Source organism: Bacillus sp. HMSC036E02, assembly GCF_001836235.1.
GTDB classification, from domain to species: Bacteria; Bacillota; Bacilli; order Bacillales; family Bacillaceae_G; genus Bacillus_A; species Bacillus_A cereus.
The window spans coordinates 82,687-99,152 of the sequence record NZ_KV827882.1 but is presented as its reverse complement, the minus strand read 5'-3'; the positions used below and the strand labels follow the sequence as shown (position 1 = coordinate 99,152).

The window sequence follows — 16,466 nt, the reverse complement described above, 5'->3', positions numbered from 1 at the left end:
GGTATGATAGTTGCAAAAAGGTGGGAATAATGATAAATCTAAACATAGAGGTTTTTTTCATCTCATGAAATAATAGATAGTTATTATTCGTTATATGTAAATTTTTATGGAAGAATGGATAGAAATAAAGTGAAACTTTAATCAGTAGGAGGTTCATCCACCATTGATTATTAGCCCTCACCAATCGGGCATTTACTGCCCGCAAATAGCGGGATAAATTTTGGAGTCAAATAAAAAAACCATTGAAATGAATATTTACTTTTGATGGACTACACGAATCGGGTTCTTACTGCCTGTTTGAGCGGGATAAAAGAAGGATAGCAAGATGAGAGGAGGTAGGCATGGGAATACTGAATAGAAGTTCAGTATGTTCTTTTTCGATACATAAAGAAATTTCCTGTGCTAATAAATGATGAAGCGAGCAAGAATTATTTATAATCCTACTTCTGGGCGTGAGCTATTTAAGAAGAGCTTACCAGAAGTATTACAAAAATTAGAACAAGCTGGCTATGAGACATCTTGTCATGCGACAACGGGTCCTGGAGACGCTACTGTGGCGGCGAGGCAAGCTGCGGATCGTAAGTTTGATGTTGTTATTGCGGCTGGTGGCGACGGTACATTAAATGAAGTAGTAAACGGTTTAGTTGGGCATGAATTCCGTCCGAAATTTGGAATTATTCCAGTTGGAACGACAAATGACTTTGCACGTGCAATTGGTGTACCTCGTTCTATTGAAGAGGCAGCAGATATTATTTGCGAAGGAAAAACAGTGCCATTAGACCTCGGTAGAGCGAACGATACATATTTTATTAACATCGCTGGTGGCGGTCGTATTACAGAATTAACATACGAAGTACCGAGTAAGTTAAAGACAGTATTAGGACAACTTGCTTATTACCTAAAAGGTATCGAGATGTTACCATCATTGCATCCGACATATGTTGAAATTGAGTATGATGGAAAGTTACTACAAGAAGAAATTACGATGTTTTTAATTACGAATACTCGTTCAGTAGGTGGATTTGAAAAGGTAGCACCGTATGCATCTATTAACGATGGGTTATTTGACCTATTAGTACTGAAAAAAGGTTCTATCGCTGATTTAATTAAAGCAGCAACACAAGCACAACGTGGTGAACATATTAATAATCCAAAAGTGTTATATACACAAGCGAACCGAATTAAAGTACATTCACCAGATAAACTAATGATTAATTTAGATGGTGAGTATGGTGGAGATGCACCGATGGAATTCGAAAATATATATCATTGTTTAGAACTATTTGTTCCTGAACATCAAGAGGATGCCCTGTAAAGGCATCCTTTTTTACTTTGTTAAAATGAATTGTAAATTGGGAGTTAGTTTGATTTTTATGGTATTTTTACAATTCTTTTATTTTACATCCATACTTTATTGATACACTGGAAGAGATAAGAAATGAGAGGTAGGGTAACTAACTGTTACGATTTATTTAACCGATTATAACCAATGTTAATTAAATATATCAGTAAGCCCTGCTAGTCAAGTGATTGGCTAGTAGTGAGGGTTAACTGCGGGCAATCCCTAAAGCTGATTGAACTACAACGTGGCTAGAAATAGCGAGCGTGAATGTTGCGAAAGCAGAAAAAATCAATCAGATGGTGCAAGGTTAAATCCTAAACACTAGAACAATGGGTCTTCCGCCTCGAATCATCTAAGTCAAAAGTGATAGGATGAACGTTCAACGACTATCTCGTATAACTGACGAGAGTACATCACAAGCCTATGGTGGTGGAAAAATCCTCTATCTCTAAAGAGATAAACATATAGTCTGCGCTCATGTGAAAACATGAGAAGTTCATAAGAGAACTGGCTAAGGAATTGCGCCCTTAGTTGAACAAGATAAATTTTATTGAATCTATCAAACTTTATTGATTTTATCGAACGTACGTGCTATGTTTGGTTCGATGAGGTGAGAATAATAATGAAATTTTCACGAGTTAGTCAAGTATCGGAATTAACAGGTTTGCATCCGAGTGGTCTCAGGAGAATGCTGGTGGAACACGCTACGATTCAGAAGAACAAATCTTTCATTAAAGGAGTTACATTCTGATGATATTGGCGAAGAAGGTTAGACTGATTCCAACGCCTGAACAAGAAAAAGTGCTTAGAAACCATGCTGGTGCTGCAAGATTTGCTTATAACTATTGTAAAAGAATAAGTGATAGATATTATAAGCTATTTGGAAAATCTGTTTCACAGTTAGCTTTACAGAAACGATTTACAAAGATCAAGAAGCGAAAGAGATATGAGTGGTTACATGACATCAACGCACAAGTTCCTAAACAGGCTTCAAAAGATTTTGACAAGGCGCGAAAACATTCGTTCAAAAAGTACAAAAATGGTTATCACACTTCTTATAAATCCAAAAAAGATTTAATTCAAGGGTTTTATGCCAATTATGAAAGACTGATTATAGGAAAGAAAGTAGTTGATATTCAGTCTATTGGAGAAGTGAAAACAAGCCAACAACTACCAAGAAACAAAAAGCCATCCAATCCAAGAGTTACCTTTGATGGTCGTCACTGGTGGATTAGTGTAGGGTTCCAAGAAGACTTTGAATCACAAGAACTAACCAATGAGTCGATTGGTGTGGATGTTGGTTTAAAAGAGCTGTTTGTAGCTTCTAATGGTACGAAAGAACGAAATATAAACAAAGATGCTAAGGTTAAAAAACTTTTGAAAAGGAAAAAGTCAGCACAAAGAGATATGTCTAGGAGATTTAAAAAAGGTGTAAAAATTCAATCTGCCGGATATGAAAAAGCGAAAGCTGAGCACCTGCGGTTATCTAGGAAAATTACGAATATCCGAAATAACCATATCCATCAAGCAACAGCTAAATTGGTGAAAACCAAACCAATGAGAATTGTTGTGGAAGACTTATCTATTTCAAACCTGTTAAAAAACAAAAAACTATCGAAAGCATTTTCATTTCAAAAATTAAACTTCTTCTTTCAATGTTTGTCATACAAGTGCGAGAAGTATGGCATTGCGTATGTAAAAGCTGATAAATGGTTCGCCTCAAGCAAGATTTGTTCATGTTGCGGCATGAAATACGACCATTCAGTTCAACCAGAAGGACAGTGGAGTTTAAAAATACGTGAGTGGCGTTGTGCTTCATGTAATAGCCATCACGATAGAGATTTAAATGCTTCGATAAATTTATCAAGATGGGTAAAATAAAAGCTTGATAATAGGAGGTAACGATACTGCCTCGTGTGGAGTGTTATACCCCTCGTCCCTTTGGGGCTGCGAGAACACGATGAAGCACTAACTTGTGTGAATTTGATTGAATTGTATAGATTTAGTTAAGTTTATCGTATCGGTGCTATGGAGAAGGTAAAAGCAATATTATTTGATAAAGATGGGACATTAATGGATTTTCATTCAATATGGATAAAAGTAGCTGAAGAACTTGTAGCTGAATGTATAAGTTTATATCATTTACCAAGTACAATGCGGCAGACCTTATTAGAAGAGATTGGTGTAGAGGGAGCATTTGTTAATCCAAGGAGTGCAATAGCTGCTGGAACAAGCCTTGATGTAGCGAAGGGGCTTTGTAATTATATTGAGTCTGCTAGAGAAGAAGAGATGCATCAGTGGGTAAGTGAGAAGTTATTTTCCCTTATGTATGAGCATCGTTCGCATATGAAAATGACAGCAGACTTACCGAAAGTGTTACAGGCATTAAAAGATAAAGGATTTATATTAGGGGTTGTCACGGCGGATGATTTCGCACCAACAGAATTATTTTTAAAACAATATAAGTTGGAGAACTTTTTTGATTATATTATAGCCTCGGATACATTCCCTGCGCAAAAACCAGATAAAAAGATTATAGAAGTGTTTTGTGAGAAATTTAATTTAGCATCATGTGAGGTTGCGGTTGTTGGAGATACGCCAACTGATTTACATTTAGCCCAAAATGGCGATTGCTATGCAATTGGGGTGCTATCTGGTACGGGAGACCGTCCAACATTAGAACCACTTGCTGATTTAGTGTTAGATTCTGTTGAAGAGTTTATTTCTCAATCGGGTGAGTTTTTCTGGGAGAAAGAAAAGTCTAATGTGTAAGGAAAATAAGTCTATAAAGACTCTTAATGAGTCTTTGTAGACTTATTTTTTATGCCTGGATACAAAGAATATAGGATAAATGCTAGAAAAGAAAGTTGGCATACATTTTGCAATAAAAAGAGAAAACAATGTAAAGAAAAGGATGGGGTACGCAATGAACACAAAAAAATTTGCTAAAATAAATGAACAAATTCCAGGACCGAAAGCGGCATCTTTATTAGAACGCCGTCAAAATATAGTACCAAAAGGAGTAAGTAACGGCATCCCAACGTTTGTACAATCTGCAAATGGTGCTCTTGTAACAGATGTTGATGGTAATCAGTACATTGATTTTGCAGGAGCAATTGGGACAATTAACGTAGGGCATTGTCATCCAACGGTTAAAGAAGCGCTCCATAAACAAGTCGATCAATACATTCATACTGGATTTAATGTCATGATGTATGAGCCATATATTGAATTAGCGGAAAAGCTTGCGGCATTGGCACCGGGAAGTTTCGATAAGCAAGTCCTCTTTTTAAATAGTGGTGCAGAAGCAGTTGAGAACGCGGTGAAGATCGCTCGTAAATATACGAAGAGACCTGGTATTATCGCATTTTCTAAAGGTTTCCACGGGCGTACATTAATGACAATGACGATGACAAGTAAAGTGAAGCCATATAAATTTGGGTTTGGTCCCTTTGCTCCAGAAGTATATAAAGCGCCATTTCCATACGAATACCGTCGCCCAGAGGGATTAACGGAAGAGCAGTATGATGATTTTATTATTGAAGAGTTTACGAACTTCTTCATATCGGAAGTAGCACCAGAAACAATTGCAGCTGTTGTAATGGAACCTGTTCAAGGGGAAGGTGGATTTATCGTCCCAAGTAAGAAATTTGTTCAAGAAGTACGCCGCATTTGTTCAGAGAACGGCATCTTATTTGTAGCGGATGAAATACAAACAGGCTTTAGTCGTACAGGAAAATATTTTGCAATTGATCACTATGATGTCGTTCCAGATTTAATTACAGTGTCTAAATCATTAGGTGCTGGTGTACCGATAAGTGGTGTCATTGGACGTAAAGAAATTATGAATGAGTCTGCACCAGGTGAACTTGGTGGAACGTATGCAGGAAGTCCATTAGGATGTGCGGCTGCATTAGCTGTTCTCGATGTAATAGAAAATGAGAAATTAAATGATAGAGCGATAGAATTAGGAAAAGTCGTAATGAACCGATTCGAAGAGATGAAAAATAAATATCATTGCATCGGTGATGTGCGTGGGTTAGGAGCAATGTGTGCATTTGAGGTCGTTCAAGATCGTAAGACGAAAGCACCTGACAAAGCGTTAACAGCTAATCTATGTACAGAAGCAAATAAGCGTGGGTTACTGTTATTATCAGCAGGAACATATGGAAATGTTATCCGTGTGTTAATGCCTTTAGTTATTACAGATGAGCAACTTGAAGAAGGATTAACAATAATTGAAGAATCGTTGCAAGCTTGTTATGAACAAACAAACATCGCTCGCGTTTAAAAACTGAAGTATAAATAGCAAACATTCTAGCTGACTCTATATTAAATGCAGAAAATTCACTTTATAATAAAGGTAGTGAAGTGGATCGATGGATTTGAAGTTAGGGGTGGCTAGGATGGTTGCAGAAAAGGAACGAGTGTTAATGGATTTAAAAGATGTATTTGAATATGCGTTTGACGAAATTTTTGTTACAGATGAGCAAGGGATCGTTGTGCGTGTAAATAGTACATGTGAAAGGCACTACCAACTAGCTGCCGAAGAGTTAGTTGGTAAGCATGTAAAAGAACTACAAAAGGATGGAATCTTTTATCCATCAGCGACATTAGAAGTGATTGAAAAAAAGAGGCCAATTGAACTCGTTCAAACTACAAAATCAGGAGAGTATTTACACGTTCGTACAAGGCCTGTTTTTGATGATGAGGGAAATTTAAGAAGAGTGATTAGTTATTCTCGCGACCTTACTGAACTCTATCAATTACGTCAAAAGGTAGAGGAAATGGATAATCAGCTAAAAACATATAAAAAAGAATTAAGAGAAACATATGAGCATGAAGGACTTATTTTTAAAAGTCTAGCTATGCAAAAAATAGTCGATACAATCAAAAAAGTATCTGTAGTGGATAGTACTGTTCTCGTTTTAGGCGAGACTGGAGTAGGAAAAAGTCGATTAGTACGCCATTTACATGAAGTGAGTCACCGTAAGCATGAAAGTTTCTATGAAATTAATTGTGCGGCATTGCCAACTAATTTAATTGAATCAGAGCTTTTTGGATATTCAGGTGGGTCTTTTACAGGTGCGAATCGTGAAGGGAAAAAAGGACTATTAGAATCCGCGCATAAAGGAACTCTTTTTTTAGATGAAATCGGTGAAATGCCGCTGGAAATTCAAGCGAAGCTTTTGCAAGTATTGCAAGAAAAAACATTTCGTCCTATAGGGGGAAGAGAATTAAAAAAAGTGGATGTTCGAATTGTGGCGGCAACAAATAGAGATTTAAGCGAGATGGTGAAACAAGGAACATTTCGGAAAGATTTATACTATCGTCTGAATGTCATTCCAATTGCAATTCCCCCGCTTAGGGAAAGAACAGAAGATATTTTACCGCTTATTTATCATTACTTGCAGCACTTTAATAAAAAGTACGGACGTGATGTGAAACTAGCGCCGAGTACGTTACAAATGTTTGTTGGATATCCGTGGGAAGGGAACAATAGAGAAATAGAGAATGTAATTGAGAGAATTGTTATTACTGTTGATGATGTTGTAACGGTAGAGGATTTGCCACTCTCTATGCAAGAGGCTGCAGTTGAACAATCGGGGCAAAGCCTTTATAAAATGCTGGAAGAGGTAGAGAGAAATATAATTCTTAAAGCGTATAAAACGTATGGATCAAGTTATAAAGTGGCTGAGTTTTTGCAAATTAGTCAATCTGCTGCTACTAGGAAAATTAAGAAGTTCATAGAGGAGGAAGAAAACATTGGATAAAAAGGCGACTTTCGTAAGTATAGATAAAAAGGCGATGTATATAAATGGTAAGTGGATTACACTACAAGAACAAATTGAAGTAAATAATCCTGCGACGAAGGAAATATTTGCAACTGTACCAAAAGGCGGAGTAACAGAGGCAAAGCAAGCTGTTGATGCTGCACATGAAGCTTTTAAAACGTGGTCTAAGTTAACGGCAGCAGATCGTGCAACGAAGTTAAAAAAGTGGTTCATGCTTATTGATGAAAATAAAGAAGAGATCGCAGCGCTTATGACGAAGGAACAAGGAAAGCCGTTTGCAGAAGCGCTTGGTGAAGTAAATTATGCAAATAGTTTTGTTGAATGGTATGCAGAAGAAGGGAAACGTGTATATGGTGAAATGATTCCTGCTTCTCATCCGAATAAGCGCATTTTAGTTATGAAGCAACCAGTTGGCGTTATGGCAGCTATTACACCTTGGAACTTCCCAGCTGCTATGATTACGAGAAAGGTAGCCCCAGCGCTTGCAGCAGGCTGTACAGCCGTTGTGAAACCGGCAAGTCAAACGCCGCTAACTGCATTGAAATTAGCGGAATTAGCCCATGAAGCAGATATTCCAAAGGGCGTAATCAATATCGTAACAGGTAGTGCAAAAGCAATTGCTGATACATGGATGGAAGATGGTCGCGTTCGAAAAGTGTCCTTTACAGGGTCAACGGAAATCGGGAAAGAGTTAATGGCTAGTGCGGCGCAAACGATGAAAAAAGTTTCGCTTGAGTTAGGGGGACACGCTCCGTTTATCGTAATGAATGATGCAGATTTAGATAAAGCAGTAGAAGCGGTGATTGGTTCGAAATTCCGTAATGCAGGACAAACGTGTATATGTACAAACCGAGTATTCGTTCAAGAAGAAGTATACGAAGTATTTGTAGAGAAGTTCCAAAAGGCAGTAGGGCAGTTGAAAGTAGGAGACGGTTTCGGTGACGGAACGACTGTCGGGCCACTTATTGATGAGAATGCAGTTTCAAAAGTACAAGAACATATTGAAGATGCTATTCAAAAAGGTGGAACAGTTTTATATGGTGGTCAAAAGGTCGCAGAGTTAGAGGGACATTTCATTCAACCGACTGTAATTGGGTTGGCAAATGATACGATGCTTTGTATGAATGAAGAAACATTTGGGCCAGTGGCACCAGTTGCGAAATTTAAAACAGTTGATGAAGTAATCGAACGTGCAAACAATACACCATACGGTTTAGCTGCGTATATTTTCACGAAAGACATTAGCCAAGCATTCCAAATTAGTGAAGCGTTAGAGTACGGTATTATCGGTCTAAACGATGGTCTTCCATCAGTTGCACAAGCACCATTTGGTGGATTTAAAGAAAGTGGTATCGGTCGTGAAGGAGGCCATTTCGGCATCGAGGAATATTTAGAAATTAAATATATTTCATTGGGATTATAAGTAGTATACTAGAATCTCTATAAGGTAACAGAGAAGGAGATTCTAGTATGGTATATTGGCTATTATTACTTGTTACAATTATTTTTGAAGTAGCTGGAACAATTGCGATGAAATTATCGAATGGTTTAACAAAGCTCGTTCCAAGTGTACTGATTTTCGTATTTTATGGAATTTGTTTTAGCTTATTTGCTATCGTCGTTAAAAAGATCCACTTAAGCATTGCATATGCCATTTGGTCTGGCGTTGGAACGTTACTTATTACAATCATTAGTGTGTACTTTTTTAAAGAGCATATTAGTTTATTTCAAGCATTTTGTATTCTTTTTATTGTTTTGGGTGTCATTGGGCTTAAGGTTTCATCGGCATCATGAAAGCTATCTTTTGTAGAAGATAGCTTTTTTCTATTTGTGCAGTTAGCAATTAATACGACAAAATATGACAAGAAAGCGTAAAGCATTTTGTTATGATACATATGAAATATTGTCTTATGTGGGGGAAATAGTATGTTAAAAAAGGTGAGTCGAATTTTTTTGATTTCTGGCATAGCTTTTAGTTTAAGTGCTTGCACTGAGACTAAAGATAGTAATGAAAGTAAACAAGAAGATGTTCAAGATAAAGTGTATAAAATAGGGGAGACGGTAGACGTAGATGGTTTGCAAGTAACTATCGATTCAGTTAAATTAGGATATCCAAATTATGATGAGGATAAAAAGAAAGAGGAGATTTTGGGGATTATTTTCAAAGTGGAAAATAATAGTGAAAAGGAAATGCCTTTTGCATTTTATGAATTTGAGATTACCGATAAGAAAGGTACAAGATTTAAAGAATATAATAACCCTGATAGCTTTATTAGTAAAAAGTTAGCACCAGAAGAAAAAATTCAAGATATCATGCTATTTGACGTAGCGAAAGAAAATACGTATATCGCTACGTATAGACCAGAGTTTACGCATGAAAATAGAACAATAAAATTTGAATTGAAACCAAATAAATAAAGAAACACATTGGATTATCCAATGTGTTTCTTTATGGTAATAAATTTAAAACGCCCAGTTACCTTTACGGAAGATAGGCTCATGTCTGCCATCAGCAGTAATACCGTCAATATCAAGCTCAGCTGATCCAATCATGAAGTCGTTGTGTGTAATACTAGCGTTTGCGCCGTTTTCAGCAAGTTCTTCTTTAGACATTGTTTTTCCGCCAACTAAGTTAAATGCGTAAGCATTTCCAATCGCAAGGTGGCAAGATGCATTTTCGTCAAATAGTGTATTGTAGAATAAAACATTTGTGTTTGAAATTGGTGAGTCATGAGGTACTAAAGCTAATTCCCCTAAGAAGTGAGAACCTTCATCTGTTTCTACTAAATGTTTTAAAGCTTCTTCACCAGCTTCAGCTTTATAGTCTACGATACGTCCGTTTTCAAATGTTAACGTGAAATTATCGATAATATTACCTGCAAATACTAACGGTTTTGTACTAGAAACTTGGCCGTTTACACCTGTTTTAAGTGGCATTGTAAATACTTCTTCAGTTGGAATATTAGCCATAAATGGTACGTTCTTTTCATTTAAGCTACCAGCACCAGCCCATACATGTTTTTCTGGAAGTTCGATTGTTAAATCTGTTCCAGGACCTGTATAGTGAAGAGCTTTATAATGCTTTTCGTTTAAGTAATCCACTTTTGTATGTAATGTTTCATCATGTTCTTTCCATGCTTCTACAGGATTTTCTAAATCAGCACGAGTAGCTTTGAAAATAGCATCCCATAACTTGGCTTCTTGTTCTTCTGGCGCTACGTCAGGGAATACTTTCGCAGCCCATTCTTTCGTAGGAACAGAAATGACACACCAGCTTACTTTATCTGCTTGTACGTAATCACGGTATACTTTCATTGCTTCTCCAGCTACTTTATGAGCTGTTGCGATACGCGATGGTTCTACACCTTTTAATAAATCAGGGTTTTCTGCATAGATAGACATAAATGCAGCGCCTTCTTTTGCTAATTCTTCACGAGCATGTGCTTTCCAAGATGGAAATTCAGCGAAAGCTTCTTCAGGAGCTAGATCGAATTTTAAGCGTGTTAACGTCTCATCATTCCAATCTACATATACGTGTTTTGCACCAGATTTATATGCTTTTTCTGTAACGAGGCGTACAAATTGTACAGCTTCAAGAGGTGCACTAATTGATAAAGTTTGTCCAGGTTGAATATTAACACCAACATTAACTGCAAGAGCAGCATATTTCTCTAACGTTTGTTCAAATGACATATGTATAATCTCCTTTAATTTGAAAGATTTCTTACTATATATAATACAAGAAAATTCTAAAAATATATATAAATATAAAGTAAAAAGAGAGCTCAAAATGTATTGAGCCCTTATATTTACTTAATTGAAGAAGCAAACTGCTCTACAGTCGTTGTATGGTGTATACGAACGCGCTTCATCTTTAACAATTCATCAGGTTCACCCTTCGTAATGAATTGCCCAGGCTTTGTCGTCGTCGCAAATTGATAATACTTCTTCGTTTCTGCAACAACCTTATCATCTACATGACCGAATGGATAAGCAATCGCGATAACAGGCTTACCTGTTATTTTTTCTAGCTTTTCTTTTGAACCTTTTAACTCTTCCTCATAGTTTGTAATTTTCGGTAAGTCTGCATGTGTTGCAGTATGAGATTGCACCGAGAAAATGCCGGAATCAACCATTTCTTTTATTTCAGAAGTAGACAATGCTCCTTCTACATCAACGTTATCAACAATCATATATTCTGTTGCTGCCGGTTTAAAAGTATCATCTTTTAGCTTTTGTAAAATGCGAAATGCATTCATATTATTTTTCATACCGTCATCAAATGTAACGAAAATCGGTTTATTTACTTTATTTATATCGCCCCAGCGTTCAAACGTTAAAAGCGTATAACCATTGTCCTTTAAATGTTTCATTTGTGCTTCAAAGTTAGCTGGTGATACGAATAAGTCTTTAATGCCTTGACCATGATAATCATCAATTGCGTGATACATAAGAACAGGAACCTTTTGTTCGAAAGTAATAGTAGATTTCGTAAGCGGGATTGTTTTCCCATCTTCTTTCATTCCTGTTGCTTCAATTTGGAACTCACCGCGTTTTCCTTCAAATTCCTTTATATCAAAAGGAAGTGTGAATTGTTTCTCTTTTTCTTTAGAAGAAAAAGATTTAGCACTTTCCTTGCCATCAGCTGTGCGCCAAATTTTATATTGTACTTCATTTAAAGAATCTTTTATGTCTGTAATATGAATACTTGTGTTTGTAGATTCGTATGTGATGGGAGTATAAGAAATTTTACCTTGTTCTTGTACAGTCTCTTTTTGTTTAGCTACTTCTTGAACCTTTTTCTCTTTTTTAGGTTCTGGACTTACATTGTTAGTATTACAGCCTGCTAGAATGGCAGACGTACATAAAGCAATTGCTGCGTATTTTCTCATAAAAATCACCTTCTATTGTGTAGTATGTTGCATATTTACATTAAAATCCCCACCGCTATAAGAGTGGTGGGGATATACCCTTGTTCATCATATCATTTGAAGAAAATGAGGGGAATATGATTTTTAGGAGGTTATTAATGTAATAGATTAGTGACTTTGAATAGATGTGTTTTTTTGTTTCTTATTAGAATTAATAATAATATAACCGACTACAAAGATAAGAGGAATAATGAAGACATAGATAGGCATTCCCCATACATAATAGCTTTTCAGGGTTAAGACTAGTAAATGTAAGAAATCGAAAAGGGCGTGAATTTTCATAAGGTCCTCCAATGTTTTTTACAAATTATAACATTTAATACTTGTTATTTGTATAATTTGGAAAGTAATTTAAGCTAATTTTAAAGTAAGAAGAAGACTTATTAATATGCAATTTTGCATAAGGATATGTATTTTATTAAAATATAAAGATTTTATACTATAATAAAAACCGCTATAAAACTAAGTAAGAATAATGTATGGAGTGGAGAATAGAAATGAAATATAAAAAAATAATATATATCTTTTTCATATCGCTATTTATAGTTGGTTGTCAAAGTGAAGTGAGTAAAGCGAATAGCGTGGAAGAGTATATTCCATCGCATCTTATGAATGCGGAAGTGACGGCGGATATTATGACACTTGAATTTCCTTATGAGATAAAAGAGAAATTAGAGAAAATCGGAAATAAAATGAGCGATAGTATTACAAATAATTTAGATTGGTATTTGAAGTATGCCGAAGAAGAAATTATACCGAAAAAAACGTTTCCTTATCATCAAAACTTAGGTATTACAAAAGAAGAATATGATTTTATGATAGATAAAATGGATAATGCAGAATATATAAATACCAAAGATGGAAAACTCTTTTTTAAAAAGAAAGATCATGAAATTCAAATTCTCTCTGATGAAAATTTGAATCTAATTAAAAATATTCGAATTGATACAGAGAAGAATACAATTAAAACTCCTTTGGGAGAATGCGAATATGAAGGTGAAATCAAGGCGTCTGATGAACAAAAAGCTACTGGTCCATGGAGTGGAAAGATGTGGACTTTAAAAAGCAATGGATTGCTTTATCATTTTTCATTAGGAAAGTTAAAAAACATAAACAAATCTATCATTTACATTTCAATAAAAGGTATATATAAAGATAGGATTATCAATACAGAAGAAGCAGTTGAATTTCACTCGGTTTCATAAATAATCAAAAAAATCACCTTACTCGTTAAAGTAAGGTGATTTTTTATTAAATAAACAATCCAGCGATTGTCGCAGATAAAATAGAAGCAAGTGTTGATGCAAATAGCATTTTCCAACCAAATTTAGAAACAACGCTTCCTTGTTTTTCAGAAAGGGCACGGATTGTACCAACGATTGCACCAATTTGGCTAATACTTGCGAAGCTAATTAAGAATACTGTAACGATTCCAACTGTACGTGGAGCTAATGTTGTAGCTGTGTCTTTTAAATCAAGGATTGCTACAAACTCATTTAAAACAATCTTCGTACCCATAATACCACCAGCTGGGATAATATCTTGAGTTGGAATACCCATTAAGAATGCGAATGGAGAAAGTACGTAACCGAAGATTTGTTGTAAAGTAATGGCATGTCCCATTGCGCCTGAAGCTGCACTAATTACGTAGTTTACAACTTCCATCACACCGATAAAGGCGATCATTAATGCGGCAACGATACCAGCTACTTTTAAACCATCAAGCGCACCGTTAATCATTGCACCGATAAAGCTGTCCCCGAATAGCGTTCTATCAAATTTTTGAATCACTTCATCTTCTTTCTTCGTATCAACTGGTGTTAATAACGAACAAACGATTAAGCTTGAGAATAAATTTAGCGGAAGAGCTGCTAGTACGTATTTTGCATCTAACATCATTACGTATGATGCTGTAACAGAAGCAGAAACGGAGCTCATCGCAGAACAACAAATGATAAACATACGGTTTTTATTGAAATGCTGTAAATCGTTTTTAATAACGATTAACGCTTCACTTGAACCGAAGAATACAGAGTTTACTGCGTGGAATGACTCAACGCGTGGCAAACCAGTAATTTTTGAAATTGCACCGCCGACAACACGAACGATGAATGGTAAAACACCTAAATAACTAAAGATTGAAAGTAGTGCTGAGAAAAATACGATAATTAATAATACGTTTAAGAAAAAGACAAAATCTCTGTGAATTCCATTAAAGAGAAAATCGACACCTGTCGTACCAAGTTTAATTAGTTTGTTGAAAACTTTACTAATGAAAATAATGATTTGTTGACCAACCTTTGTAGCAAACATAAACCAACCGATTAAAATTTGGAAACCAATCATAATTGCAATTGCACGGAAGTTGATTTTACTTTTGTTGTTTGACAAAGCAAAACATAAACCTAACACGGCAAGAATACCGATAATGCTCATTACATATTGCATGTAGTTGCCCCTTTCAGAAGTTCGTATAAAGTTTGTACATAAAACGCTCGTTATATTACTAAAAATAAAGGAATGAGGTTTTATGTCATACGTAAGATGTCTGACCTTTTAGAAAAATAAAAATAAAAAAAGACCCATATGGATTCACTTTCATCTATGAGAGAAAGCTAATCAATATGAGTCCTTTTTTGCGCATAGGCTAATATTCATTAGTTTTCCCCATAGTCCAGCAATTTAAGGTTGCTGGGTAGAAACTCTCGATCCATATTATCAAGTATATATGAGGTAACATCGTCCGTATTAAATTAGTAGTAGCGTAACATTAACAGAGAAGTATCGTCAATAGCTTTTTTTCTTCCAATAGAAAAAGACCATATAAGTATGATAAAATGTAACGCAGTGTTATGAAAAAGAGAGGTCGGAAAATGAGTACTAAAATGACGCCACCAGTTGAGAAAAACGAGTTTATAGATGTAGTATTTGAAGATTTAACACATGATGGTGCCGGTGTTGCGAAAGTAAAGGGCTATCCTATTTTCGTTAAAAACGGATTACCAGGTGAAGAAGCGCAAATTAAAATTATTAAAGTGAAGAAAAACTTCGCATTTGGTCGTTTAATGAAGCTTCATACAGAAAGTCCATATCGTAAAGATGCTGAATGTCCAGTATATAATCAGTGCGGCGGTTGTCAGCTTCAGCACTTAACTTATGAAGGACAATTACAAGCGAAAGAAAAACAAGTACGTGACGTTATGCAACGTATCGGAGGACTAGGTGATGTTCCTGTTCATCCTGTACTTGGCATGGAAAATCCGTGGGTATATCGCAATAAAGCACAAGTACCAATCGGAGAACGTGAAGGCGGACTTGTAGCTGGTTTCTATCGCCAAGGAACGCATGATATCATTAATATGGAATCATGCTTAATTCAGGCAGAAGAAAACGATACATTAATTCAAGAAGTAAAACGTATTTGTGAAAAGCACGGTATCACTGCGTACAACGAAGAGCGTAACAAAGGAACACTTCGTCACGTAATGGCTCGTTACGGACAAGTAACAGGGGAAATTATGCTTGTCTTCATTACACGTACAGCAGAATTGCCGAACAAAAACGCAATCATTGAAGAAATTGCAGCGAAATTCCCAGAAGTAAAATCCATTGTTCAAAACGTAAATACGAAGCGTACGAATGTAATCTTCGGAGATAAAACGACAGTACTGTACGGATCAGAATATATTTATGACTTTATCGGTGACATTAAATTTGCGATTTCAGCACGTTCATTCTATCAAGTAAACCCAGAACAAACGAAAGTGCTATACGATAAAACGTTAGAATACGCAAAATTAAACGGTAACGAAACAGTAATTGATGCCTATTGCGGAATCGGATCAATCTCGTTATTCCTAGCGCAAAAAGCGAAAAAAGTGTACGGCGTTGAAATCGTCCCAGAAGCAATTGAAGACGCAAACCGAAATGCAGCACTAAACAACATGACAAACGCTGAATTTGGCGTAGGAGAGGCAGAAGTAGTCATTCCAAAATGGTACAAAGAAGGCGTAATTGCTGACACAATGGTCGTAGACCCACCGCGTAAAGGCTGTGACGAAGCATTACTAAATACAATCATCGACATGAAGCCAAAACGCGTCGTATACGTATCGTGTAACCCAGCAACATTAGCACGTGACTTAAAAGTACTAGAAGAAGGTGGATATAAAACACAGGAAGTACAACCTGTTGATATGTTCCCGCATACGACTCATGTGGAGTGTGTGGCTTGGCTTAAGTTGGTATAATAGGAAAGCAGTTGATATAGGGGAAATCTATACCACCTGCTTTTTGGTTTACAAAAATACCATTCATAAGCGATTTTAGTTAAAATAAATATTGCTGATTTTCACAAATTATAAATTAAGATTTTGAAATTGTATTCATAGTGAGAGG

14 protein-coding genes and 1 riboswitch are annotated in these 16,466 nt (G+C 36.0%); of the genes, 11 read left to right on the top strand and 3 right to left on the bottom strand.

Features of this window, described 5'->3' with window-relative positions; genetic code table 11:
• Nucleotides 1-409 precede the first annotated feature (409 nt).
• From HMPREF2590_RS28150 to HMPREF2590_RS28115, 9 genes are all read left to right on the top strand, one after another.
• Entirely contained in the window at nt 410-1,315 is a 906-nt protein-coding gene (locus tag HMPREF2590_RS28150) for a diacylglycerol kinase (protein WP_000977679.1), read from the top strand.
• Between the two features lie 649 nt (nt 1,316-1,964).
• Nucleotides 1,965-2,093, top strand: a complete 129-nt coding sequence (locus HMPREF2590_RS31005) for a hypothetical protein (protein WP_000672782.1) — start codon at nt 1,965-1,967, stop codon at nt 2,091-2,093.
• Nucleotides 2,093-3,223: an RNA-guided endonuclease InsQ/TnpB family protein gene (locus HMPREF2590_RS28145; RefSeq protein ID WP_000599308.1), complete on the top strand. Its 1,131-nt coding sequence runs from the start codon at nt 2,093-2,095 to the stop codon at nt 3,221-3,223. Before HMPREF2590_RS31005 ends, HMPREF2590_RS28145 begins: the two co-directional genes overlap by 1 nt.
• Before the next feature lie 147 nt (nt 3,224-3,370).
• A complete protein-coding gene (locus HMPREF2590_RS28140; protein WP_000416670.1) occupies nt 3,371-4,114 on the top strand; it encodes an HAD family hydrolase in 744 nt (247 codons plus the stop codon).
• A gap of 154 nt (nt 4,115-4,268) precedes the next feature.
• Nucleotides 4,269-5,633, top strand: coding sequence for a 4-aminobutyrate--2-oxoglutarate transaminase (gene gabT / locus HMPREF2590_RS28135; RefSeq protein ID WP_001092997.1), 1,365 nt, complete (start codon nt 4,269-4,271; stop codon nt 5,631-5,633).
• A 115-nt stretch (nt 5,634-5,748) separates the two neighbouring features.
• A complete protein-coding gene (locus HMPREF2590_RS28130) occupies nt 5,749-7,116 on the top strand; it encodes a sigma-54 interaction domain-containing protein (protein WP_000225136.1) in 1,368 nt (455 codons plus the stop codon).
• The gene (gabD, locus tag HMPREF2590_RS28125; protein ID WP_000358139.1) at nt 7,109-8,560 is read left to right on the top strand and encodes an NADP-dependent succinate-semialdehyde dehydrogenase; all 1,452 of its coding nucleotides are present in this window, start codon (nt 7,109-7,111) and stop codon (nt 8,558-8,560) included. Before HMPREF2590_RS28130 ends, gabD begins: the two co-directional genes overlap by 8 nt.
• A gap of 47 nt (nt 8,561-8,607) precedes the next feature.
• A complete protein-coding gene (locus HMPREF2590_RS28120) occupies nt 8,608-8,931 on the top strand; it encodes a DMT family transporter (RefSeq protein WP_000263257.1) in 324 nt (107 codons plus the stop codon).
• A 132-nt stretch (nt 8,932-9,063) separates the two neighbouring features.
• Nucleotides 9,064-9,555, top strand: a complete 492-nt coding sequence (locus HMPREF2590_RS28115; RefSeq protein ID WP_000915112.1) for a DUF4352 domain-containing protein — start codon at nt 9,064-9,066, stop codon at nt 9,553-9,555.
• Between the two features lie 45 nt (nt 9,556-9,600).
• On the opposite strand, the gene HMPREF2590_RS28110 is transcribed toward HMPREF2590_RS28115, so the two are convergent.
• Nucleotides 9,601-10,830: an aminopeptidase gene (locus HMPREF2590_RS28110; protein ID WP_003311731.1), complete on the bottom strand. Its 1,230-nt coding sequence runs from the start codon at nt 10,828-10,830 to the stop codon at nt 9,601-9,603.
• A 116-nt stretch (nt 10,831-10,946) separates the two neighbouring features.
• A complete protein-coding gene (locus tag HMPREF2590_RS28105) occupies nt 10,947-12,029 on the bottom strand; it encodes a polysaccharide deacetylase family protein (protein ID WP_050821507.1) in 1,083 nt (360 codons plus the stop codon).
• Between the two features lie 536 nt (nt 12,030-12,565).
• Between HMPREF2590_RS28105 and HMPREF2590_RS28100 the strand changes: the two genes are divergently transcribed.
• Complete coding sequence (locus HMPREF2590_RS28100; RefSeq protein WP_000875595.1) at nt 12,566-13,273, top strand: hypothetical protein; 708 nt, start codon at nt 12,566-12,568, stop codon at nt 13,271-13,273.
• Nucleotides 13,274-13,319: 46 nt separating this feature from the next.
• On the opposite strand, the gene HMPREF2590_RS28095 is transcribed toward HMPREF2590_RS28100, so the two are convergent.
• On the bottom strand, nt 13,320-14,516 hold the full coding sequence (locus tag HMPREF2590_RS28095) for a NupC/NupG family nucleoside CNT transporter (protein ID WP_001200493.1): 1,197 nt from the start codon (nt 14,514-14,516) through the stop codon (nt 13,320-13,322).
• A 202-nt stretch (nt 14,517-14,718) separates the two neighbouring features.
• Nucleotides 14,719-14,820, bottom strand: a riboswitch (purine riboswitch).
• A gap of 121 nt (nt 14,821-14,941) precedes the next feature.
• On the opposite strand from HMPREF2590_RS28095, the gene rlmD reads away from it, so the two are divergent.
• On the top strand, nt 14,942-16,318 hold the full coding sequence (gene rlmD, locus HMPREF2590_RS28090; RefSeq protein ID WP_003311736.1) for a 23S rRNA (uracil(1939)-C(5))-methyltransferase RlmD: 1,377 nt from the start codon (nt 14,942-14,944) through the stop codon (nt 16,316-16,318).
• Nucleotides 16,319-16,466 lie beyond the last annotated feature (148 nt).